24 protein-coding genes and 1 pseudogene are annotated in these 23234 nt (G+C 38.4%); all 25 read right to left on the reverse strand.

Translation table 11 applies throughout. From position 1 onward, the window contains the following. Positions 1 to 58 precede the first annotated feature (58 nt). Positions 59 to 844: a hypothetical protein gene (locus ABZP26_RS18135; protein WP_368485875.1), complete on the reverse strand. Its 786-nt coding sequence runs from the start codon at positions 842 to 844 to the stop codon at positions 59 to 61. A gap of 60 nt (positions 845 to 904) precedes the next feature. Then, on the reverse strand, positions 905 to 1171 hold the full coding sequence (locus ABZP26_RS18140) for a hypothetical protein (protein ID WP_010389341.1): 267 nt from the start codon (positions 1169 to 1171) through the stop codon (positions 905 to 907). Positions 1172 to 1227: 56 nt separating this feature from the next. Next, positions 1228 to 1842, reverse strand: coding sequence for a hypothetical protein (locus ABZP26_RS18145; protein WP_368485876.1), 615 nt, complete (start codon positions 1840 to 1842; stop codon positions 1228 to 1230). Then, positions 1839 to 2426: a hypothetical protein gene (locus tag ABZP26_RS18150; RefSeq protein WP_368485877.1), complete on the reverse strand. Its 588-nt coding sequence runs from the start codon at positions 2424 to 2426 to the stop codon at positions 1839 to 1841. Before ABZP26_RS18150 ends, ABZP26_RS18145 begins: the two co-directional genes overlap by 4 nt. Next, the gene (locus tag ABZP26_RS18155) at positions 2420 to 3193 is read right to left on the reverse strand and encodes a ChaN family lipoprotein (protein ID WP_368485878.1); all 774 of its coding nucleotides are present in this window, start codon (positions 3191 to 3193) and stop codon (positions 2420 to 2422) included. The genes ABZP26_RS18150 and ABZP26_RS18155 overlap by 7 nt, the downstream gene beginning before the upstream one ends. Beyond that, the gene (locus tag ABZP26_RS18160; RefSeq protein ID WP_368485879.1) at positions 3193 to 3495 is read right to left on the reverse strand and encodes a hypothetical protein; all 303 of its coding nucleotides are present in this window, start codon (positions 3493 to 3495) and stop codon (positions 3193 to 3195) included. The genes ABZP26_RS18155 and ABZP26_RS18160 overlap by 1 nt, the downstream gene beginning before the upstream one ends. A 9-nt stretch (positions 3496 to 3504) precedes the next feature. Next, positions 3505 to 3858, reverse strand: a complete 354-nt coding sequence (locus ABZP26_RS18165) for a hypothetical protein (protein WP_016900104.1) — start codon at positions 3856 to 3858, stop codon at positions 3505 to 3507. A gap of 76 nt (positions 3859 to 3934) precedes the next feature. After that, positions 3935 to 4312, reverse strand: coding sequence for a hypothetical protein (locus tag ABZP26_RS18170; protein ID WP_013462980.1), 378 nt, complete (start codon positions 4310 to 4312; stop codon positions 3935 to 3937). Positions 4313 to 4322: 10 nt separating this feature from the next. Then, positions 4323 to 4919 (reverse strand): HNH endonuclease, encoded by a 597-nt coding sequence (locus ABZP26_RS18175; RefSeq protein WP_368485880.1) that lies wholly within the window; start codon positions 4917 to 4919, stop codon positions 4323 to 4325. A gap of 167 nt (positions 4920 to 5086) precedes the next feature. Next, positions 5087 to 6061, reverse strand: a complete 975-nt coding sequence (locus tag ABZP26_RS18180; protein ID WP_368485881.1) for a transposase — start codon at positions 6059 to 6061, stop codon at positions 5087 to 5089. Between the two features lie 136 nt (positions 6062 to 6197). Then, a complete protein-coding gene (locus ABZP26_RS18185) occupies positions 6198 to 6704 on the reverse strand; it encodes a hypothetical protein (protein WP_368485882.1) in 507 nt (168 codons plus the stop codon). 258 nt (positions 6705 to 6962) lie between these two features. Further along, on the reverse strand, positions 6963 to 7277 hold the full coding sequence (locus tag ABZP26_RS18190) for a hypothetical protein (protein WP_036957305.1): 315 nt from the start codon (positions 7275 to 7277) through the stop codon (positions 6963 to 6965). Then, positions 7277 to 7534 carry an immunity protein Tsi6 family protein gene (locus ABZP26_RS18195; RefSeq protein WP_128860812.1) on the reverse strand — a complete coding sequence of 86 codons (258 nt, stop codon included), beginning with the start codon at positions 7532 to 7534 and terminating at the stop codon, positions 7277 to 7279. The genes ABZP26_RS18190 and ABZP26_RS18195 overlap by 1 nt, the downstream gene beginning before the upstream one ends. A gap of 14 nt (positions 7535 to 7548) precedes the next feature. Then, entirely contained in the window at positions 7549 to 8337 is a 789-nt protein-coding gene (locus tag ABZP26_RS18200) for a polymorphic toxin type 46 domain-containing protein (protein WP_273001933.1), read from the reverse strand. Positions 8338 to 8505: 168 nt separating this feature from the next. Continuing rightward, positions 8506 to 8853: pseudogene (locus tag ABZP26_RS18205) on the reverse strand (hypothetical protein); the annotation flags it as partial. Then, positions 8835 to 9278, reverse strand: coding sequence for an RHS repeat domain-containing protein (locus ABZP26_RS18210; RefSeq protein ID WP_368485627.1), 444 nt, complete (start codon positions 9276 to 9278; stop codon positions 8835 to 8837). The gene ABZP26_RS18210 and the pseudogene ABZP26_RS18205, both read right to left, overlap by 19 nt. 332 nt (positions 9279 to 9610) lie before the next feature. Further along, a complete protein-coding gene (locus tag ABZP26_RS18215; protein WP_024602673.1) occupies positions 9611 to 10828 on the reverse strand; it encodes an ADP-ribosylglycohydrolase family protein in 1218 nt (405 codons plus the stop codon). A gap of 2 nt (positions 10829 to 10830) precedes the next feature. Then, on the reverse strand, positions 10831 to 15414 hold the full coding sequence (locus ABZP26_RS18220) for an RHS repeat-associated core domain-containing protein (protein ID WP_368485628.1): 4584 nt from the start codon (positions 15412 to 15414) through the stop codon (positions 10831 to 10833). Then, complete coding sequence (locus ABZP26_RS18225; protein ID WP_368485629.1) at positions 15414 to 16259, reverse strand: hypothetical protein; 846 nt, start codon at positions 16257 to 16259, stop codon at positions 15414 to 15416. The genes ABZP26_RS18220 and ABZP26_RS18225 overlap by 1 nt, the downstream gene beginning before the upstream one ends. Beyond that, positions 16256 to 17281, reverse strand: a complete 1026-nt coding sequence (locus ABZP26_RS18230; protein ID WP_368485630.1) for a hypothetical protein — start codon at positions 17279 to 17281, stop codon at positions 16256 to 16258. The genes ABZP26_RS18225 and ABZP26_RS18230 overlap by 4 nt, the downstream gene beginning before the upstream one ends. Positions 17282 to 17283: 2 nt before the next feature. Then, positions 17284 to 17574, reverse strand: coding sequence for a PAAR domain-containing protein (locus ABZP26_RS18235; protein WP_036955205.1), 291 nt, complete (start codon positions 17572 to 17574; stop codon positions 17284 to 17286). A gap of 38 nt (positions 17575 to 17612) precedes the next feature. Then, positions 17613 to 17972, reverse strand: coding sequence for a hypothetical protein (locus ABZP26_RS18240; RefSeq protein ID WP_016900103.1), 360 nt, complete (start codon positions 17970 to 17972; stop codon positions 17613 to 17615). After that, positions 17972 to 19825 carry a type VI secretion system tip protein TssI/VgrG gene (tssI, locus tag ABZP26_RS18245; protein ID WP_024602740.1) on the reverse strand — a complete coding sequence of 618 codons (1854 nt, stop codon included), beginning with the start codon at positions 19823 to 19825 and terminating at the stop codon, positions 17972 to 17974. The genes ABZP26_RS18240 and tssI overlap by 1 nt, the downstream gene beginning before the upstream one ends. A gap of 73 nt (positions 19826 to 19898) precedes the next feature. Further along, positions 19899 to 20378, reverse strand: a complete 480-nt coding sequence (locus tag ABZP26_RS18250) for a type VI secretion system tube protein Hcp (protein ID WP_013462973.1) — start codon at positions 20376 to 20378, stop codon at positions 19899 to 19901. A 220-nt stretch (positions 20379 to 20598) separates the two neighbouring features. Beyond that, a complete protein-coding gene (gene tssH, locus ABZP26_RS18255; RefSeq protein ID WP_368485631.1) occupies positions 20599 to 23217 on the reverse strand; it encodes a type VI secretion system ATPase TssH in 2619 nt (872 codons plus the stop codon). Between the last annotated feature and the right edge of the window lie 17 nt (positions 23218 to 23234).

Here is a 23234-nt window from a genome sequence, read left to right on the forward strand (position 1 = left end):
ATTGGGTACAAAGCGCACTGCAAGCATTTAGAGTAAAAAACAAGCAATAAATCATTCCCTAAAAAAACACTTCATAAACAAGCTTGCATATAATGCTAAACCCTAGCCCCATCATTAATATATAGCCATACAAAATAGCAATAGCGCCACCCGATGCATCCCCTATTTTGTCTATTTCAATACATGTAGAGCACACTATAAAAAAGATAAAAAAGTTAGCAATTAAGCCTAATATATAAGCTTCGCCAAATAGTGGGGAAATACCGACTAATATAGCACTTAGCATAATAAGTATGCCTGAAAGCGCCTCCTTCAAAGAAAACTTGTATTCAATAATTTTGAGTACTAAGGTCACGACCATTAATGCTAAAAAATAAACCGTAGGTTTAAACTGGCTGTATAAATAATCCACACTAAACATTTGGCTAATCGTCAATGAGGGCTCTTTAGCTGGGCTTAAATCTTCTGTTATCGCGCTTGAAGCGTCATCGGTAAAAAAATACGCAGCCGCAACAATAATTAACTTTATCATTCCAAAAAAGATAAAACTGGCGACCATAAACCCTATTGAATCGTCTCTGGTGAGTCTCTTATTTGCTTTACTTTCTACAATTTTAGCTAGCAATACACCCAATAAGCACACACTACCTAAATAAAGCAGCGCGACCCAAAACTGATCAAGGTAAAAAACCGATAAGCCAGGGGCAATAAATAAAAACATTGAATCTTCATTATCTAACGAGCTTTTTGGCTCAACGCTATATTTTGACTGTTTAAAAAGTGCTAAATAAACAAATAATGGCTGTAAAAACAGCATTAAAATGCAGGTGTTTATAAGAGTCATTTATCATCCTTGATTACAGCCAACACACTTCGCCGAGAGTATTGGCAATTACGAAACTAATTAAAGGTTTATTTTTTGAAGGTAGGTTTTAAGCTTTAATAAGCCCGACTCAAGCTCAAACTTTTGTATTTTAGGGTTTTTAAACTTAAACCCGTTTGAAATATGAGTATTGATCATCGTCGCCATGCCTTCAAAACCCGCAGGCGCAGTTGCGACTAAATCGCTCAATAATGGTTGAATAAGCTCTTGATGCTCTTCAATTTTGGTTGGATCCTCGTAAATATCGTATACAAGGTTGGTTAGTGTTTGTTGGTGTTGTTGTTCCATAATAATTCTATAGCGCCTTAAGTTTGGCGTTTATAGCTCCTTTTTGGATTTGATATTTAATTGTTCATTGCTGCTACGGCATTTTCTTTTAATGTTTTAGCTAAAGTATCAGAGCCATCGTCTAGCTTTTGATCTATCACATATTGCGCATTAATAATAACATTTGGCCAATCTTCAAGCTTGGTATAGATTTTTGCTAAATCGTAATGAATCGACCTTAACAGAATTGGATAGGGCTCTTCTGCCTGAGTTAAAAAAAGCTCATATAAACGTGCGGCTTCCTTTAAATCTTCCTCAACAAACAAACCACCATCATAAAGCCATGCAAGCCTGCGAATAGCCAAATTTTCATTTTTCAGCACACGGCGCTTTAACTCATTAACATAACGGGAGCCGTCCCCAGTATGATGGCCAATAAAAAGTAATGCTTCATACTCACCCATGTCGTAAGCTTTTTCGCACCACTTTTCAAGCTGTCTAGGCGCATACATTAAGCTTTTTTGACATTGAAGCATAACTGTATTTTTAGACAACTCTGGGTTGTTAATATCAAGATCTGGCCATAAAGTTCCGGCATTACTAATTAAGCTAAAAGTAAACAGTGCACTAATTAATAAATACTTTGTCACATGACTTCCAAGTGAAAAGCTAAATACGCGTGAAAAACTCACAAATTACTTTCTTTCAAAGATGTTTCGGCCTCATCTCGCCATCTCTGTGCAAGCTCCCTACGACCCTCACTTTTTGCATTATTAATTACATATTGAGTATGAGTTATTACTTCATCCCACATACCCAGCTTTCTATAAATTGTGGCTAACTCAAAATGTGTAGAAGTTTTAAGTGTAATTGCTTGATTATTTTCTTGAGCTAAATAAAGCTTGTATAAGCGTGTAGCTTCACTTAAATCCTTTTTAACTAAACGGCCGCTTTGGTATAACCAAGCTAATGTGTTAATAGCATTAGCTTCACCTTGTTCAATTCGAGTATTTAATTCATTCAAATAACGAGAACCATCCCCAGTATACATACCAATATAATACAAGGACTCTAAGTAACCCATTTCGTAAGCTTTTTCACACCATTCTTCTAATTTGTTAGGTGCATGCATAAAGCTTTTTTCGCATTGCTTAGCTGCAATTTCAACGGTTAAGTTCGGATCATTAATATCAATATTCGCAAACATAGATGCTTTAGCATCCGTAGAAGTAAAAAAACTAATTGCTAACACAAGTGTCACTAGTGCTTTTACCATTGGAATGACCCATCATTATTAATACGCTTTTCTGGTAGGTGGACTTGAAATGATTTAACCGTACTTTCATACGGAAAACCCTCTTTGTAAAAGTATTGTCCTTTCAAAGTCTCTTGTTGGCTAGACATGCCCTTACACGGCCTGTCGCTGTAACAAGATAAGCCACCAATAAAATCAATAAAACGAACTTTTTGAATACCGTGCTCTTTAATTAAAGAATCAATACCTATTTGATACTTTAAATTCTTAACTGCGTGCCATCGACTCATAAAAGCAACAATTTTATTCTGCTTAGATCTCTTGAGGATTGTAGCTAAATTGTAAGCCCAAAGATCGTTTCTAAACGTATGCGCATCAAAACATTCCCCAGTCACGGCTTTTTTCGATGGGCATACACTATCCATTACTTCCATCGTTTCTACAGAAACATCCAATGCAACTATCTTCATTCCTGCATTGCGTGCCGCCTTTACCAGCTCACCATAGGCTTGAGGAGTAAAATCACCATGTGTCCAATATTTATCAAAATATTGCTGTATTATGTTAAAGCCTTTACCTGTTCGTTGATACAGTTCAATTTTTTCCTGCATCGAGCTAGGCAGCATTTCTATAGCAAAATGTGTAAAACCCGCAGCCTTTAACTGCCTAATCGCTTTTATAGCCTCATATTTATAGCCAGCAGCACTATGGCTCGATTCGCCTAACATAACTAAACGCGCATTACCGGCCATTGTTCTGTAATTTACATCCGTGTTTATTTTATTCATTATCTATCCTTGATTTTATTTAAATTTTCAAAACACCATCTATAAAATTCAATAGCGTTATTATTCTCAGAGCTGTAAGGAGCAACTGCATATTCATAGTTCATTGCAAATAAAAGCTCTTGTGTAGTGAAGTTACATTCTTTACTTTTTGAATAACATTCCTTTACTCCACGCCATAATGACATTGCGCGGCTAAAATACTCGTCACCCCATTTTTCTTTAAATTGCTTGCTGGAGTTATTTTTTAGCGTAAATGAAGCGACGTCTTGAAGTGTTAAATTTTTGATATTTATACATGCCATAATAACAAACTAATATTCAGGTGCTTTGCAATATAAATTTTCTAAGGCAGAAACAATTGTAGTATCAGGTACAAGATTATGTACTGAAACAAGATGTAAAATAGACGAATTAATTACAATATTAAACTCACCATTTGGAATCCTATATTCATAACTGGAAATCTTTTTACCATTAGTACCAAATGTTATATACGTCTTGCATCTGGGACAAACCTCAACACTTCGTAATTTATTTATTATCTGGGCTTGCCTTAATGCTAATAAAAACCAATCAAGAAACACGTCCCTATCCTTTAATGATTGGAAATTTTCTGTCATTAGTGTTAAATCAATACGTACATCATTTCTTTTATAAGATATCATCAGCAGTACCTTAAATGAGAACAATTAAAAATTTAAATATATTTCTCTGTTTGTTACCAAGCTAATTTTCACAAAACTAAGCATCAACACACTTCAATTTACTAATAAATTGATTCAAATCATCACGGTCAAACTGCAAACAACCAAAGTCGAAGTCAAAATAAAATATTTTGCCAATGTTATTCTCTCCATAACCTACACATATAACGGCCCCACCAAATAAACCTAGAAAAGGAAAAACCTCGTATTCACTTAAATATCCTTTGAAGCTTTCCCATATATCATCTAGCTCTTCATCACAAAAAACTTCTTCTATAACTAAATATTTATCTGGGATTTCTTTACTAAGTTCACTATACAGTGTGGTGTCAACTTGTGAAGATAACAGTAAGGTACATTCTGGCTCTCGCCATACTCTTTTAATTATATGTTTAATGCTCTTAATTTCAGTCATACATCACACCTTATACAAGCTCTTTTGGAGACTTATAATTCAATACGTTATTAGGATTATCTTTGTTATGTTTTATCACTGCCCTGCCTCCAGTATGTGCAACACCTCCATTTCTAACAGAGTGCACAGATTTAGGAATGAGCATCATTGTTTTAGCATCTTGGTGATGATGCCAAACATATTTAGTTTTATCGTATACTTCAATACCAGCTTTTTCCATTGCTAAGGGTACATCATTTAGCATATCCCCAGTCAAGCCCTCTACGGAGACTGTTTTTTGTGAGTATGGAGTAAAATCAGGGAAACCATCGGTATCGAACGCAACATCCCCGCCTTTAGTTTTAACAATAGTACCTGCTAGATCCGAGTTAATTATTTTTCGACCGTTAATTACCTTGTCAGGATTGATATCATTAATTAAAGCTTTTTCCAAAGCTGACTGTTCTATGCCATATGGCTTAGTTATACTTCGAGTATCTTCACTAGCATTATCTTCAAGCAACTCACTCCAACTATCGTCATCTTGTAGCTGATAAAATTTATTTGATTCTTTTTTGAAAATGCCCTCAGAAACCAAACAAGACATCCACTCTAATTCTGCAAGCAAAGCTGTTTTTCTAGATTTATTTTTTTAGGCTCATAATTAATATTTTACGACTGCGTTACTTCATTTCATCCAGTAAATAAACCATTATCACCTTTAAACCTAAATTACACGCATAGAAAGAACTGCACCATTGCAGTAACAACTTTTTCTAATGAGTAATTTAAAGTTTATGCTAATAGCTTTTCACAGTTACTAAGATCCGCTCGCCGTTTTCTGTTTAGATTTTCACAGTAACTTGCTTGTGAAGACGGGCGGCCAACTGCACCATGAAATACGCGTGTAAATTGCGTAGTCAGTTTCACCCAGTTTTCTGGCGATATATTTAACCTTTCTAGCAAAGGGAGGTTCATATTATTAATATACCCGCGTTTATCCTCTTGTATTACTCGCCCTGTTAACTCAACAAGTTCAAGGTACGATTTAAGTTCAAACGGTAACCCTTTTGGCATTATTTGACGTGGCATACCTGCAAAGCGGAGCAATTTTTTTGTTTGTTTGCCATTTTTTGCGTATGTTAGCCGCTTTTGAACGCTCGTATGGTCAGAGTCTTCTGGTGTATTTGCCATTTTGGCTCTGATGGGGTTTAAGTCTACATACGCCATGCAGGCCGCAAGTGCGGCTTCATCAAGGAGTGCTTGAGATTTAAAGCGACCTTCCCAGAATCTGCCTGAGCAGTTATCTTCTTTATTTGCTCTACGAGCAATATTTTCATTCAATAAGCGCATAAACCAGCTAATACTTGATAGGCGCTCTCGATATTGTTTGACTGTTTGATTAAAAAAGATAAGCTCAGCTTTACTTAACTTTTCACCTTGTATGTATTTTTGCGTGAGTAACGTGCCTTTACACAGTTTATGCCAGCGAATAACAATTGCTTTATCATTCAGTCTATTTGCTTTTTTATCATCAACATACAACACTAAGTGCGTGTGGTTACTCATAACAGCATAAGCACACACATCAATACAAAATATCTTGGCTAATTTAAGCAGCTTATCCTCAACCCAACCTCGTCGATGTTCATAAGATTGCCCTGTAAAATGGTCTTCACCGCACAAAAAAGCACGCCGAACACAACGCGAGATACAGTGGTAATATTTTGTATCAACCAAACTTACTTGACGCTTTCTTGCGATTGCCATAAGACACCCTGCTTTTTTTTGCACTGATAAAAGCCTAGTACTTAGTTAGCCAAACTGCAAAAATTAGGATGGGTGTCCAGTTCATTCAGGTATAGTTCATTCAGGTGTAGTTCATTCAGGTGTCTAGTTTATTCATCTATTGGGTGAGCGTGCCGTTGTTGTTAAAGCAACTTAGCTGATTAAACGCGTTATATTCACGGCAGGTTTTTATGCCTATACCGGTTTCGCGGATTTGGTTACCAAACTCATCATAATGAAAGTCGCTATCGCCAAAGTGGGTTAAACGGTCTGCATCAGTGATGCCTGTAATAACATCATCATTATCACTTAAATCACTAGCAAGTGTTGTTGTACTTGAATCACTATACTCACTGTGAAGCACGTTATTTGTGTTAGCTAACTGGGTGCTTTCAACATTATTTATAGTATCGCTAGCATCACTTGGTTTAGCATTTTGTTGCTCGGTTAATTCATCATTTTTAACCGCTGACTGGATAACTGGGTTACCAAAACTATCCCACTGGTATTGGGTAGTTTTTGTGTTCTCACCACTTGCTAGATTTTGCTGAATTAACTGTCCAAGGCTGTTGTACTCAAAATTAATATTATGGCTACTAACGACTTCCTCTTTTCGCGCAATCAACTGGTTTACACTGTCGTAATTGTACGTACAGGTATCAAAAAGCGCTTGCGCAGGATGGGTTAACTGCTGCTGTGTTAAGCGGTTAAATACATCAAATTGTTGGGTAAGGGTTACATCATTACCAAACTTTTGCGTTTGAATATTACCTTGGCTGTCGTAGCCATAAAAGACTTAAGCAAAATTGCCTAAACCTTCAAACATCCATGTTTTTAAAGAGCGTTTTATCTTATATTTAAAATGAAAGTATTGATTGTTTGATTAAGCTGTCTTTATTACTGTATAAGTATTAAAGCAATCAATTGTATTCTTTTCCTCATCTATTTTTATACTATCAGGAAAGCTAAATACTCTCCTTAGATCATCAAAATTTATATCTTTCTCTAAATGGCAAAAATAACCAGTTCTATTGATGCCCCAAATATATTCATTAACAGACTTATTACCATGCCCTATTAAAAAATCTACAACTGGCTTTAGGTGTGAATAGTCAGCCTCATCCTCACTAGGGTAATCCTGTATTTTAATTTTTTCAAATGAGACAGGAATAGGTACTAACTTACTAACTTTTCTCACTACTCCATACTTAACTTAAAAGCGATATTTTGGCACTTCTTTAATATTTCTGAAAATTCAAGGTCACTTTCTTCAAATTCACGAACTGCGAAATGCCCTAAAATTATTTTCTCTAATTTACTTCGATCAGGTTCAGAACCGTTCAATATCATCTGTAAATAGTGTAGTTGTTTTAAAATGCTTTTATAAATATCAAAATCAGGAATGTTTTTTAACCTTTTCTCAGTTAAAGATATACCTTCTTCTATTGTTTCCAAGCGGCTCATTTAAGTTATCTCTTCTTTTTAAAAGCTAATTTATTAGCAGTAAAATATTGTGTTCCACCACCTTCTGTTGGATATGATTCCCCCCGAACAGACCAGAAGTCATCAACCGCTTTTGCTCTACTTCTAAGGGCTGGTGTATCTTCTTGGGCAATATAAACACCTTTAATTTTAGGCTCTATACTATTTAATGCTCTATTTGTACCCATAGGGCTTATGCCTAATTGAGTTGGCGTGATATTGGGATCATCTGAATAATAATTTCCTTGTGGTGCTCCGGGTGATTGAAACTGATAGAAGACTTGACCGCTCTCAATCATGACTTTTTCTACCGGGTGAGCAAAATCAATTCCTGTAAGATGTGACGGAATATCTTCTTCCTTAAAGCCTTGCGATTTATAAAACTCAAAAGCCACGAGTTTACGTTGCTTAATAGTATCAGCAATAGGCGTTTCTTCTTGCTCGCCCTCCTTACAACTCAACCCAAACGGGTCCACCCAATTAACCGGATTTGGCGCATATTGATAGTGGTTTATCCCACCGACTAAACCAATTGGATCTTGGTTAATAAAGCGCTGCTGTTTTGGACTGTAATAGCGGTAGCGGTTGTAATGTAAGCCACTCTCGATATCTAAATATTGCCCTTGAAAACGTATTGGCTGAGTGAAGCTATTTGTAGTGTTTGCCTCTGACTCTTCATAACCATATACATCTGCTTGGTTTTCCCAGACTACTTCTGTTTTGTTGTTGGTTACAAAACGTGGAGTATTCAGTTGGTCTAGGTGGTAGTAGTACACCTCGCCTTTTTTAATAAGCGCAATTGGGTGAAATTGATTTGGTAGGTTGATATACCAGGTATATTCACCGTGTTGGCACTCGCCGATTAACTGGTCGTTATCCCAAATGTAGTCAATTTTACCGTGCTCGGTGTGCTTGGCGATACGGCGGCCGAGTGGGTCGTAATCGTATTGGGTAAGCGTGCCGTTGTTGTTAAAACAGCTTAGCTGGTTAAATGCATTGTACTCGCGGCGGGTTTTTATACCTTTACCGGTTTCGCGTATTTGGTTACCGAATTCATCATAATGAAAGTCGCTATCCCCGAAATGGGTTAAACGGTCAGCGTCCGTGATGCCTTTAATAACCCTATCATCTTCGCTTAGGTCACTAGCAAGCGTTGCTGACTTTGAGTCACTATACTCACTTTGAATTACACTAGGTGTATTAGCTGACTGGTTGCTTTCAACCTTATTGATAGCATCGCTATTATCATTTGGCTGAGTAGTCTGCTGCTCTGTTAAATCATTATTTTGAATTTTTGATTGGCTAACAGGGTTACCAAAACTATCCCACTGGTATTGCGTGGTTTTTTGTTCTCAGAACTTACTAGATTTTGTTGAATTAACTGGCCAAGGCTGTTGTACTCAAAATTAATATTATGGCTGCTAACGCCTTCCTCTTTACGCGCAATCAGCTGGTTTACGCTGTCGTAATTGTACGTACAGGTATCAAATAGCGCTTGCGCAGGATGGGTTAACTGTTGCTGTGTTAAGCGATTAAAAACATCAAACTTTTGAGTAAGGGTTATGTCATTACCAAATTGTAGCGTTTGAATATTGCCTTGACTGTCATAGCTAAGCGCTGCAAGTTCAACAGCCGTGCTATTGGCTTGCTGTAAGTGAATAGCACTTAGCTGACCAAATTTATTGTAGCTGTATTTAAGCGTACTTGAATCTGACAAGGTCAGTGATTGCCTTGCCCTCATTAGCATAGAGAACTTAAGGGAAATTGCCTAAGCTTTAAAATATCCATGTTTTTAAAGAGCGTTATATTTTTACGTTTTAGATACGTATTTAGGTTATTTTTGTTTTCTTAAAAAACTTAAGTCAATCACTACTAAATATTATTTTCCAGTTAGTTATTAAAATTATTAACTGAAAAAACAATGTTACATATAGAAACATCTCAACTGAGTTCGGAATATCATGATTTAGATACGTCATAATGCCAAATATAAGAGCTATAGATAAGTAAACAATCTCTTCTTTTAATAAATGTAATAACTTTGCTCTATTAGTTATTGCTTTCCGCTCCATATTTTTTATTACTGCGCTCAGTTGCAATCAACTCTTTAAACTCTTGGGCTTTTAAATAAAAAACATGAAATTCTTTTACTTTTTTAATCCAATGATAATTAATAACACGCTCTCCATAGTAAGCTCCTGCGAGTTGTCCATATATAGCACCGGTAGTATCAGCATCTTCACCTAAATTCACTGCTAATAAAGCACCAGTTTCAAATGTATCAGAATGATAAAACGCCCATAAAACAGCCTCTAAAGTATGCATAACATAACCACTAGCACGTATTTGAGAAGCACTTTTAGATTTATATTTAGCGTCTACTATCAATTTAACAATAGATTGACATAATGGATTTTTATCCCAATAGTCATTAATAGGTGTGTAAATGCCATCAAGTAAAATTTCTTTCGATACCCCATGTAAAGCTCCCCAAATTAACCCACTAAAATATCGGCACGCATCTACTGCTTCTTCTGCACCATGAGTTGTTTTAGAACTTAAAGCAGCGTATTTAATCGCGTCTTCGAAGCTGTAATAGTAACGAATCGGTATTGGTGCTAAACGCATCAACGAACCATTTCCAGCTGAATTAGGATCTGTATCACCAGCTATAGGATCACCTGTTCGTTCATAATTTTTCAGTGCATGAATTACGGTATTTCCAATATCGAAACATTTACCATTAACACTAAAAACACCATCTTTCCACCATTTAGAATACAAATCCATTTGATCTTTTGGGTCAAAAATTTTAGTACGAACAAGGCTATGAGCTAAGCAATACATCATGCTAGTATCGTCAGTCCACTCTCCTGCCTTCAAGTTAAATGGCCCACCACCCACAATATCATTAATCGGCTCAAATGTTCCAGGGGCCTTAAATTCAAGCGTTGTACCTAAAGAGTCACCTAACGCGCATCCTAGCAAAGCCCCTCGGAAACGATTGATGTCATCATCATAATCAACTTGAATTCTTTGATAGTATTCTTTACATTGCTCATCAGTTGGCCTTGGAACAGCGATGCGATAAACATTATATGATGACATCCATTGTGTTTTATGAGGCTCTCTAGAACCACTTAATTTATTTGTCATAAAAGGAAATCGAAGATCATTAGGGATTTTGTTTTCCATTTCTAACATTCGAATTATTGTGGAAGAGGTAATTAACTTACCAGAATCATCATAATATTTTTTGTCACTCATTTTTAAACCTCTTCCAACTCTATGAAGTTTGTACCATTTACCTTAATACGACTAATAACTTTAAATTTCGTTCCTGACTTAAACAGTACTTCTTCCTCATCAGGCTTGACTGCGGCATTATTGGCAATATTAACCCCGCTTTTAGAAGTTATCATTATTTTAGTATTCCCACGAAAAGGCTTATCTAAATTGCTCGATGAGCTTTTAAAACCTTTTTCATGGTGTATGCCGCCAATAGGGAACAGTTCCTCTAATAAGTCATCGCTGAATTCATCTCCACGAATAACCTGTCCCTCATGCCTTAATGCTGAGTTCTCTGCTAGTTTAATTAACGCTTGGTCAGTATCAGCAACAACCCGAGCCCACTTTTCCTTATCCTCAGGTGAAAAGCCTCGAAGACCTGCATTAATAGGCTTGTAAAGGTCTGTAGTATATACTGCTAGTGATAAAAACTCATCACGAGTTAAAGCCTTCATATCAGGATCTAAATGGTAATTCATTAATACGTGATTTTTGAACTCTTCCCCCTCTTTCCCAATTAAACTGGTCACTATATCTAAGTCTGAGTTAATTAATTCATCAACTGAAGGTGGTCCGTCAATACATTCGTCAATTATAGATTGAGTGGTCATTGGGCTTGGCTTTTCCATCCCATTCAATATAAGTAACGAAGCTGGATTCCCTGTAATTAATTTCTGTTTAATCTCTTTTGGGGTAATGAATCCAATTTGTGCAGCTTCTAATAGATCTCTTTGTAGCTCCCTACTAATTACGCCTTCGTTAACTGCTTTCTCTAAGCTTATTTTTAATTTTCTCTCACCTTCTTTACACATTAACCCAAACGGATCAACCCAATTAACCGGGTTCGGAGCATATTGGTAATGATTGATTCCACCCACTAAACCAATCGGGTCTTGATTTATAAAACGTTGTTGTTTGGGGCTGTAGTAGCGGTAGCGGTTGTAATGTAAGCCACTCTCGATATCTAAATATTGCCCTTGAAAACGTATTGGCTGAGTGAAGCTATTTGTAGTGTTTGCCTCTGACTCTTCATAACCATATACATCTGCTTGGTTTTCCCAGACTACTTCTGTTTTGTTGTTGGTTACAAAACGTGGAGTATTCAGTTGGTCTAGGTGGTAGTAGTACACCTCACCTTTTTTAATCAGCGCGACTGGGTGAAATTGATTTGGCAGGTTGATATACCAGGTATATTCACCCTGTTGGTATTCGCCAATTAGCTGGTCGTTATCCCAAATGTAGTCAATTTTGCCCTGCTCGGTGTGTTTGGCGATACGACGCCCGAGTGGGTCGTAATCGTATTGAGTAAGCGTACCGTTGTTGTTAAAGCAACTTAGCTGATTAAATGCATTGTATTCGCGGCGGGTTTTTATACCTTTGCCGGTTTCGCGTATTTGGTTACCAAATTCATCATAATGAAAGTCGCTGTCGCCAAAGTGAGTTAACCGGTCGGCATCAGTGGTACCTGTAATAACATCATCATTATCACTTAAATCACTAGCAAACGTTGCTGCATTTGAATCGTTATATTCGCTATTAATTACATTAGGTGTGCTTTCTGACTGGTTACTTTCAACCTTATTGCTGGCGTCGCTATCATCATTGTGCTGAGGAGTTTGCTGCTCAGCTAATTCGTCATTTTTAACCGTTGACTGGCTAACTGGGTTACCAAAGCTATCCCACTGGTATTGCGTGGTTTTTGTGTTCTCAGAACTTACTAGATTTTGTTGAATTAACTGGCCTAGGCTGTTGTACTCAAAATTAATATTATGACTACTAACACCTTCCTCTTTACGCGCAATCAGCTGGTTTACGCTGTCGTAGATGTACGTACAGGTATCAAATAGTGCTTGCGCAGGATGGGTTAACTGCTGTTGTGTTAGGCGGTTAAATACATCAAATTGTTGGGTAAGGGTTATGTCATTACCAAACTTTTGCGTTTGAATATTACCTTGACTGTCATAGCTAAGCGCTGCAAGTTCAACAGCCGTGCTATTGGCTTGCTGTAAGTGAATGCCACTCAATTGACCAAATTTATTATAACTGTAATTCAGTTTGCTTGAATCTGGCAAGGTCAGTGATTGCCTTCTGCCGTAGTCGTCGTAACTGTATTTTAAGGTATGGGCTTGTTGCTGATTATGTACTTGCTCAGCACGTACTAATCGCCCGCCTTTATCAAACTGCTGCTTTAAGGTTGATTGTGCATTGTGCGCACGAGTAATTTTACCTTGCAGGTTATAGCTGTAGTAATTGGCGTTATTAACGATGTGAGTATCGGTTGCCAAACTGGCATGCTGCGCAATCACGCGGCCTAATTTATCACGCTCTATTTTTACATGGCGTTTATCGCTTTGTGTAACCGAGGTTAAGCGGTTGCAAGCATCGTATTTATATTGCTGTAGCGTGCCATCAAATCCAGTTACTTGCGTTGGGTTTTCGTTAGCGTCATAACTTATGCGGTATACATGGCCGTCGCTACGTTCGATAGCGGTTAGGTTGCGCTCTTTATCGTAAGTTAAATGCAATGCACTGCCATCGGGCTGAATAACACAATGTGGCTGGCTTAGCCCTTCAAAGTGTTGCTCGGTGGTATCACCCTTACTGTTTTGCGAGCTAATTAACCGCCCTGCATCATCGTAACTAAAATGTTGATGCTGTTTATTTTCAGGGTCTTTTTCGTCAAAGGCAATAGTTTGCGCAAGCTGGCCGTGCTCATTGTATTTATATTGAGTCAGCAAACCTGCGTTATTAATGGTGGCATTTACACGGCCTAAACTGTCGTAGCTGTAGCGAATGAGCTCATCGTTATGGTGTTTGGCTAAAAGCTCGCCTTGCTCGTTCCATACAAATTGTGTGACTTGACCATCTTTATTTATGTGTTGGGTTAGCTGGCCAAATTTGTCATAGCTGTAAAGTACGGTGCGACCGTCGCCAAAGGTTTCACTTTGCAGTAAACCCGCTACGCTGTATTTACGTGTTATTGTTTGACCATCAGGCAAGGTGGTTAATACACGCTGACCCAATTGGTTGTAAGCAAATTTAGTGACACTGCCATCTGGCTGCGTTATTGATTCTAACTGGCCGTAAGGCGTATAGCTGTATTTTATTTCACTGCTATCAGGCTTTATTTCCGTTATTTTTTGACCTTGTACGTTATAGCTGTAGTGCCACACATTACCATTAGGGTCGGTGTGCTTAACTAATTTACCTTGCGCGTTATGTACAAAGTGTTCTTTGTGGCCACGCGAATCTATACAAGTTGTTTCACCAGCGTCTAAATTATATTCAAACTGATACGTATAGGTGTTGTTATCGCCCCACTGTTTTATACATTTAGCACTCGATGAGTAACTGTCCCATTCAAAATGATGGCTAAAACCACTGGCACGGGTACGCTTAGTTAATAAGTTAGCGGCGTTATAGCCATAATGCTCTGTTTCACCCTGCTGATTGGTCGCACGAATGAGGTTTTTGTTTTCATCATAATCATATTGCGCAAGAAACGGCGTTAGTAATACTGGCTTATTGTTATCACCTGTACGATAAGCCGAAATGTTTGCCAGCAACCCTTGCGGGTTATATTTTAAAATACAGCCACGCGCTTTATTTACCTCAACGCGATGCAAGCGCTCTTTCGCATCGTAATAAAAACCAATACTTTGGCCTTTTTCGTTAATAACTTTTTCGAGCAACCATGAGTTTTCGCCAGCTTTAAACGTAAGATGCTGATCATCTGGGGTTACCAATACTTGCTTACCATTAGTTTGGTAATGCAACGCTAAATTACTGCTTAGCTGATAGCTCGATTGCCCCGGTTTTACTTTTTCAAAGCGGTGTTTAGCGCCATGCTCATCTTGGTATTCTAACCAGTAGGTGCCTTTTTGTTTTGGGCCTACTTTAGGTGGCGGTAAATAGTGCTCAGTTAGCTGCACCATAAAGTCATGTCGCCAACCATTCCCCATTACACTGCATACATCCGCATGCGATGAACGGTATAGGCGTCGCCAAATTAATTGTTTACTCCCTGCTAGGGTGAAATCAATAAGCGGCAGTATTTCTTCACCTGAGAGCATAGAAACCGGATCAGAACGACATTCTTGTTGGGTGATAGGTTCTTCACTTGGGGTATTATTACTTGCACCGCCACTGTTTTTAGCCGGCGCTTGAGAGGCACTTTTACCTGAGGCTGTTGAACTGCTCTTACTACTTGGCTTTTTACCTGCTGCGCCGCTATTAGTGTTATCGCTTACCTGAATGGCCGACTTAGCTTTTTGGTGATAGCAACTAATAGTACCTGCAACCAAAGCTTGGGTTAATACACTCGCGGTTTCACGTGCAGACGCACCGCGCGAACAGCTCACTCCTGCAAGGTTAAGCAAGTTAATTACGTCTAAACGTTTAGCGGCGTCGCTAGTAAGCGCACTGCCTACTTGCGCAATTTGATTTTTGGCACTTTCAGGCGTGTTAGCTGCTACAGCAACAAAGCCCGACGGCGCAGAACCTTTACCAGCGACGAGGCAAATTGGGTAACTTATTCCTTGTAAAACAACGGTATTACTTTGCATTAGCTGTCTACTTCCTCACTTATCCATAAGTATGATGCTGCACCTTGATGCTTAGCTTGCTCTTGGGAGAGCATTAATGCATAACTAAAATGCTCAACAATTGCAGGGCTTGTGGTTAATTGGTACAAATTAACTAACCCTTCTAGTGCGCCTATTTTCCCTAATTTATAATTGGGTAGTTCGTAATATGTGTGCTCATCAATTAAGCTAGTAAGTAGCTGTAAATTGTTTAGCCAACTATCATCATCTACCCCATTTCCCGGTGCAAAAATTAGATCAATCTTATTCTCTGTTTGTTCAGCTAATCGCGTAAGCATACCTGCTAGCTGATTATGTTTGCTAAAATCAATAGATGCTGCAATCTCATGGCTTACCTGCGACCACCCGCAAGGCACCATTTCAACTACAGCCAACGCACCACCTACACCTTGATATACAAACTGTTGCTGTTTATTTGCTTTAAAAGTTGCATCTAAAGCAATTACATTAAATTTTTGCCATTTTTTTTCACCAGCCAAAGCTATAGCAGAGTGTGCACCTGTTGTTCCATGAAAAATCAGCTCACTGCTATGATCGGGGTATAACTGTTGTAAGCTTTGAGCTAATAACTGTTTTAGCTCATCTTGAAATGATAATGCCGGTAGTAACCAAATCATCGGCAATGTGCTGTCTGTGACTTCTGCCATTAATTCTTTAGATTTAATTATGCAATCGTAAACACATGCATCCCAAGACTGCCATTGCAACTCATTAAAAACAGCACTGTTATCGTCAAATAATAATGTGTCTACGCTGCTAATATTTGAGACAGAAAAGCATGTCATCTCGATTGAAAATGCACTCATGATGCCACCTCGTCCTGAGTTTTATTGGCAGCGAGATGTTGATAATAGCGATATAAATTAAACACCCCTTGGCTATAGCTATCCATGGCCGATAAATAAATGGCATTAGGCACTTCATCAAGAGGGTGCCCTGCAATCAGTCGTAAACTCGACATGGCGGTTTCATATTTAGACCAGTTATGTTTTAACTGCTGCTGAAACTCTAATAGCGCGCTTTCATCACCTTGCCAAGCGAGTCGCTGGATATCGTACTCCACTAGCTGATCGAGTTTATCACCTAACATGCGTCTTATTAGCGCAATAATTAACGCGGGTTGCTCTACTTGTTGTAATAAAGAATTGGCTAAAACAATCAGTTTTACAAAACCGCTTTGTAATAAAATATGCAGTGTTTGATCAACCGATAAGGTATTACTGGCATGATTGCTTAAGCTATTTACTTGCTCAAAATTTAACGACAACAAAAATAACGACATTAAAGGTGATAGATGGGCTTGCTCACTTAATGCATCAAAAATAGCCGTTAATATCTGTCTGTCGTGGTGCTGCGCAAGCTTGGTAATTTTATTTATCGTTGCCAGTGTTTGCGGGGCAATCTCTTCATCAGCACTGTAAGCAAAAAACAAGGTGTTTAAATTTAATAGCCGAATTAAGTTAAAGCTATGCTGTTGAATAACGACTTTATTTATAATGATTTTAAAAAAGGCACTCAGCGATGGCTCATTAAGTAATTCATTTATAAATATAATATTTTTATTTTGTGGCAAGTTAGCCATGACTTCAATACATGCTTGGGCAACTAATTCATCGTTTTTGGTGTTAGTTATTATTTCAAGTAATTGCTTAATGGTAGGTAGTTCAAAGTTATTTTTTTGATTATTGTTTTTTGCCGTTAACCAACAGCTTTCTAATAGCGTTTTTCTTAAATAGCGAACATGACCTACACACGTAAACGGGCACAGTTGAGCGTTACTAATTTGTAGTAATTGTGCTTGATGAACACTTAAATAGGTCGTTAGCAAAGTTAACCACCAATTAAAACGGTTGGGTTGCCAACGATGATCTTTCCGCCGTGGCCACTATCATCGCCCATTCTAGCCGCAGGTTTACCATTAATTTGAACACTACCCGAGCCTGTTTTCACGCTGTCTGGCGGGCCAACACACACTATCATGTCGCCTTTGCGGGCAGCGGGCATGCCGCCTATTAATACATTGCCAGAGCCAGCAACTATAGGTCCGCCCACATGTGGAACTTTAGCGGTCACTTTAGGGCATACATGCATATGACCAATTGTAGCAGCGGGTTTACCCATTTTGACTCCTTGTCGTGTCTTTGTTGGTTTATGAAATGCTATTCATAAAGCGGGATAACTAATAGCTTGTTACTGGTTACCAGTAGCGAAATTTCTTCAATTAACTCATCTTTACTGTGATCAGAAAGTGCCACAGCGCTTTGAGTTGCATATTGATATAAGTTTGAAATTACATTTTCACTATTAAGTGCATCACTTAAATGAATAAAAAACTGCTGTGCATAATAGCCATTCATGGCTTTTAAATGACTTAAAGCCGGGCTTAGTAATGGATCATCTGGCCTGTTTATCGGTAAACACACTAAATGAGGTAAACCATAACGACAGTAAACAACGTGCCCGTTATTTGCAATGCCGTTTCTAAATCCTGATTGAAAGTTATTGACTATTTCCATCATTAATTTAACTTAATTACACCAGCAGATAAGGTAATGGCACTGCCATCTACTTTTACATTACTGCCTTTAATATCAATGTTTGTACCTTCAATAGTAATATTGCCACTACTGCTCATTTTAATTTGCGCAGAGCCTGTTTTTATCACTATTTCGTCACCCGCTTCAATATTAAGTGTTTTACCGACTTTTAAGGTGTCATTTTCACCCATTTCAGCAACACGGTTAGCTGTGACTTTGAGATTATCGTTATTGAGGATTTCAACATTACGGTCGTTATCTATTTTTTCGTTTTGATCGTTTTTAACGTAAAGCTGTTTATCTTTTTCGGCTTGCATATACACAAGCTCGCTGCCTTTTTTATCCTCAAAACGTAATTCATTAAAATTATCTGCCCCACCTTCTTTAGTTGAGCGGGTTTTAATACCACTTTGCGTTTTTTCGCCAGGTAATGCGTACGGAGGCATTAGGTCTGCATTATAAACAGCACCGCTTATTATAGGTTGATCTGGGTCGCCATTAATAAAGTCGACGAGTACTTCTTGACCTACGCGGGGAAAGAAAAAGGCGCCCCACTTTTTGCCAGCCCAGTTTTGTGCAACTCGGATCCAGCATGAACTTTTAGAGTCTTTTTTACCTTCACGATCCCAATCAAATTGCACCTTAACGCGGCCATATTGGTCAATCATAATTTCATCGGCGCTATCACCCGTTACTATGGCTGTTTGTACGCCGTTGATAACCGGTTTCTTTTTGCTCACTTGCGCTCTGTATGGAATGTCTTTTGGCACACATTCAAAGTGGTTAGAATACACTTCTTCACTCGATGCTTGTGCAGCGCCTGATTGGTTTGGTACCACAATCGACGTCATCATCGAGGTGATAGCAAAGGTTTTACCTTCAAGGCGTGGGTCTTCATGTTTTTTGAAACTAAACAGTTTACCAACAGAAAATGAGCGGCAGTCACTGCGCCCGCTCGAGAGCTTCATGTCTCTTTGCAGTGACTCTAGTTGAACTGATGCCAAATTAGCCGCGCGGGGATGACACTCTGCTTCAGCTGTATATTCAAAAATTTCTGATACCGATTGGGTCGGTAATTCTGCGTTTGCTTGCTCTGCATCAGGGTAACGTGATGGCTGTTTAAAATCGTAGCCCAAACGTTTGAAACTACCTGGCGCTAAGCTTAATCCGCCCTGCCAACGCGAAACATGAGACTCACTTAAATGGCCAGTTGAATGAACAACTTTAGCCTCACCACACATTTCATATGCGGTAATATCATCTGCTAAAACTAATGTATGGTTACTTTTTGTATGCTCAAAGAAGTAAAAAATCCCCTCGCTTTGTAATAAGCGTTGGATAAAGTCAAAATCTGACTCTTGGTATTGCACACAGTATTCGTATTTGGGGTAGGTTTTACTGGTTTTATCTGAAAAAGCCACATTGTGTTGGCCAAACAAATCAGCAAATATATCTTTAATTGTTTTCTTTTGGAAAATGCGACTGTTTTTACGATTACGCATAGAAGCGGCAAAAGGCACAATGGTAGCTTGATAATCAATGTAATTTTTTTGCTCATCAACATCCGCCGTACGGCTTCCGTTAGAAACAAGCTGACTCACGATACCGTGATAATAACGCTCTCCGCCACCCTCGGCATTTTTTACCTTGATAGAAACAGGCTTGCCAACCAGATCTTCATGTGCAATTTGTTGGCCTATGGTGTACATATTGACCGACATAACAAACAAATCTGACATGGCTTCTTGCGCAACGAAGCGTGTTAAATAAAGGGCGTCTTTACCAACAGGAGTACTAATTTGAATTACGTTTTTATCTTGTGTTGCTTTTTGCATTCCTTGCTTTTCCCATCCTGAAGATCAAAAAAAGCCCTGGGCAAAGCCCAGAGCTACAATCGGGTAACAAATATTACATTTGTTGACCTTTAACACCGCTGTAACCATATACAAGTGGTGCAGTGATGTTGTTTTGGTCGTCAGTAGGTGTAACAGTCATCATCATTTCAGTGTAGCTGATAGTGATTGTTTCAATTGGACGGTCGTTTTGAACTGATACTGAGTAGCTAGAGATCATGGCATCTGTAAGTTCGATTTTCATGATTTCTTCAACTTTATCACCTTGTTTAGTGATATGGAAAACAGCAGGTAGACCTTTACCAATAGTTGCTTCTTTGAAAAGATCCGGAGATGCTTTATCTTGAAGTTTAGTAATAGTCACATCGCCTAAACGAGTAGAGCTAGATTCACGATCCATCGCCGTACCAGTCGCTGCGCTAATTTCACGGCTAACGTTCCAATCTAAAGATAAAACTGTAATTAAATCTTTGAAAGACTCAGCAGTAGTTTCGCCTTTGATTGAACCGTATTTTAAATATGTATTTGCTTGCATTTGATAATGCTCCTTTTTATTAAACAATATTATCCATTATGTGGATTCGTTTACTTTGGTTACCCAAAATTCCTTGAAATCATTATCTTTAAAACAGCAATGAAAAGGTCTTCAGAATTCCTTTCCCTAGATGAAGACAATGTCTCAAAAATTCCTTGTTTCTATATAAGACACACGAATTATAATGCCCTAAAACTAAAGAAACAACCTTAAAAACAAGTTATTTTGAATTAACTTTAGCTAATTCAACATCGAACTCATTATCTTTAATTAACAATGAGATAGATGTTACTTTTTCACCTTCAACCATGCTTGAAAGCAAGATCTCAGACAATAGAGGTAGTACTTTATTCTGTAATATGGTGTGAATATTTCGTGCACCCGATCCGGCATTTTGACAATTTGCAATAATGTGCTCAATCACATCATCGTTATACGTTAATTGCGCATCATAGTGCTTTTTAACACGCTTAATTATTTTACTAATTTGCAACGCAGCAATCTGGGTAAGAATTTCATCACTTAACGGAATATATGGAATAACGTTAATTCGTCCTAAAAATGCAGGCTTAAATGCCCCTAATAAATCATCTTGTAGTGCTTTTAATAAGCCTTTAATACTTGGCTTACTTTCTTCATCTTCAAATAAGCTCATTGTGGTATCAGTACCGACATTTGAGGTCATAATAATGATGGTATTTTTAAAGTCGATGCCTCGGCCTTCACCGTCCTTAATCGTACCTTTATCGAATACTTGATAGAAAATATCTTGCACGCCTGGATGGGCTTTTTCCATTTCATCTAGCAGCACCACACTATATGGTTTTCTTCTTACTGCTTCGGTTAAAATACCGCCTTCGCCATAACCAACATAACCAGGAGGTGAGCCAAGTAGTAATGACACTTTATGCTCTTCTTTAAACTCAGACATATTAATAACTGTTACGTTATCTTCACTGCCATACACTTCTTGTGCTAGTGAAAGCGCGGTCTCTGTTTTACCCACTCCGCTTGGGCCTGCCAGCATAAATATACCATTAGGGCGACTTTCATCTGCAAGCTGAGCACGAGAGGTTTGTACTACTTTAGCCATGAGTTCAAGCGCATGATCTTGGCCAACTACGCGTTGTTTCATTTGCTCAGCTAAATTTAAAATGCCATGAATTTCATCTTCATGCATTTTACCAACAGGAATACCAGTCCAATCAGAAATAACCTGTGCAATCAGCTCTTCATCAACTTGCCAATGCACCATATTATGTTCATACGAGGCTAGCTTAAGCTTGCTTTCTTTTAACTGCTCAAGCACTTCAACAGAAGAGTCTGCATCGTTGGTGTTAATCGATTCAAGCGCTTGGTTTAATTCTGCAACGATGCCTTTTTCAACGTTGAACTGCTCATTTAATGGTTCAAGTTGCTGTTCAATCTCAACTAGTTCAGATTTAAGTGCTGATAATTGTTCGCTGTGATCTAAACCGGTTTTTTGCTCACGATTTAACATTAAAACTTGCGCTTCAATTTCACTAAGTCTATTCATTAACTGCTCAATCGCATTAGGTGTCGATGCTTGGCTCATAGCAACACGAGCACAGGCCGTATCTAACAATGCAACTGCTTTATCGGGGAGTTGTCGCGCAGTAATGTACCTGTGCGATAGATGCACCGCACTCTCAAGTGCTTGCTCTGAAATAAACACTTTATGATGCTTTTCCATAACAGGAACTAAACCACGTAGCATAGCAACCGCTTTTTCTGGCGTTGGCTCTTCAACCTTTACCACTTGGAAACGACGTGTTAGTGCGGCATCTTTTTCAAAAAACTTTTTATATTCAGCCCACGTTGTTGCTGCAATTGTACGTAATTCCCCTCTTGCTAAAGCAGGTTTTAGTAAGTTAGCCGCATCGTTTTGACCCGCTTGTCCGCCACTACCAATCATAGTGTGAGCTTCATCTATAAAAAGAATCACAGGGTCAACAGCGTTTTTAACTTCGTTAATTAACGACTTTAAGCGATTTTCAAACTCACCTTTCATGCCCGCACCTGCTTGAAGCAAAGCCAAATCTAGGCTGTGCAACTTAACGTTTTGTAATACTGCAGGTACGTCTTTTTGGGCAATTCTTAGGGCAAGTCCTTCAACCACAGCGGTTTTACCTACACCCGCTTCACCCGTTAAGATTGGGTTGTTTTGACGACGTCTAGTTAAAATATCAACCATTTGACGTATTTCAAAATCACGACCTAGAATAGGGTCTATTTTCCCCGCTTTTGCTTGAGCGGTTAAATCAACTGTAAATTGATCTAAGCTTGGTGTTTTAGATGAACCATTTGCAGGTGTTATAGCACTTGCAGTGCTGGTATTACGTTCTTGCGATTGGGCAACAATTTCAGGCCATGCATGTAACAGTTGGCCTGGCTCTATGTTATTAAACAATTTGCTACAGCGCGTTACTAAACTTGAAAGCGTATCGTCTTTTGTTAGCGTATAAATAACATAAGCACTGCGAATTTGCTCATCGGTAAATTCTATACTGGTACTTAACCATGACTGCCTAAGTAAAGTAGTAACATGCACCGACAGACTAGGCGATGAATCACTGCCCGTTTTAAATGACTCTAATGATTGATTTAAATCTTGCTTCACCTGATCAATATCAATATCAAATGAACCGAATATTAGTCTAACGTCATCTAGTTGCTGCTCAATCATAGCTAACAACCAATGCTCTAATTCAACCGTAAAATGGCTGCGGCTATTACATATTGCAACAGCTGCCTCTAAGCTTTTTCTACAATCTGGACTTAGTTTTTCAACTAATTTATTTAATGTCATCGTTGACATACGCTGTTCCTTTTAAT

The sequence above is a fragment of the Pseudoalteromonas sp. SD03 genome, assembly GCF_040937955.1.
GTDB lineage: Bacteria > Pseudomonadota > Gammaproteobacteria > Enterobacterales > Alteromonadaceae > Pseudoalteromonas > Pseudoalteromonas tetraodonis.

Coding starts and splice junctions, on each gene's coding strand:
- ABZP26_RS18155 (WP_368485878.1), bottom strand. CDS start 3,193: ATGAATAAAATAAACACGGATGTAAATTACAGAACAATGGCCGGTAAT.
- ABZP26_RS18135 (WP_368485875.1), bottom strand. CDS start 844: ATGACTCTTATAAACACCTGCATTTTAATGCTGTTTTTACAGCCATTA.
- ABZP26_RS18160 (WP_368485879.1), bottom strand. CDS start 3,495: ATGGCATGTATAAATATCAAAAATTTAACACTTCAAGACGTCGCTTCA.
- ABZP26_RS18215 (WP_024602673.1), bottom strand. CDS start 10,828: ATGAGTGACAAAAAATATTATGATGATTCTGGTAAGTTAATTACCTCT.
- ABZP26_RS18165 (WP_016900104.1), bottom strand. CDS start 3,858: ATGATATCTTATAAAAGAAATGATGTACGTATTGATTTAACACTAATG.
- tssH (WP_368485631.1), bottom strand. CDS start 23,217: ATGTCAACGATGACATTAAATAAATTAGTTGAAAAACTAAGTCCAGAT.
- ABZP26_RS18150 (WP_368485877.1), bottom strand. CDS start 2,426: ATGGTAAAAGCACTAGTGACACTTGTGTTAGCAATTAGTTTTTTTACT.
- ABZP26_RS18250 (WP_013462973.1), bottom strand. CDS start 20,378: ATGCAAGCAAATACATATTTAAAATACGGTTCAATCAAAGGCGAAACT.
- tssI (WP_024602740.1), bottom strand. CDS start 19,825: ATGCAAAAAGCAACACAAGATAAAAACGTAATTCAAATTAGTACTCCT.
- ABZP26_RS18240 (WP_016900103.1), bottom strand. CDS start 17,972: ATGATGGAAATAGTCAATAACTTTCAATCAGGATTTAGAAACGGCATT.
- ABZP26_RS18220 (WP_368485628.1), bottom strand. CDS start 15,414: ATGCAAAGTAATACCGTTGTTTTACAAGGAATAAGTTACCCAATTTGC.
- ABZP26_RS18235 (WP_036955205.1), bottom strand. CDS start 17,574: ATGGGTAAACCCGCTGCTACAATTGGTCATATGCATGTATGCCCTAAA.
- ABZP26_RS18225 (WP_368485629.1), bottom strand. CDS start 16,259: ATGAGTGCATTTTCAATCGAGATGACATGCTTTTCTGTCTCAAATATT.
- ABZP26_RS18180 (WP_368485881.1), bottom strand. CDS start 6,061: ATGGCAATCGCAAGAAAGCGTCAAGTAAGTTTGGTTGATACAAAATAT.
- ABZP26_RS18170 (WP_013462980.1), bottom strand. CDS start 4,312: ATGACTGAAATTAAGAGCATTAAACATATAATTAAAAGAGTATGGCGA.
- ABZP26_RS18140 (WP_010389341.1), bottom strand. CDS start 1,171: ATGGAACAACAACACCAACAAACACTAACCAACCTTGTATACGATATT.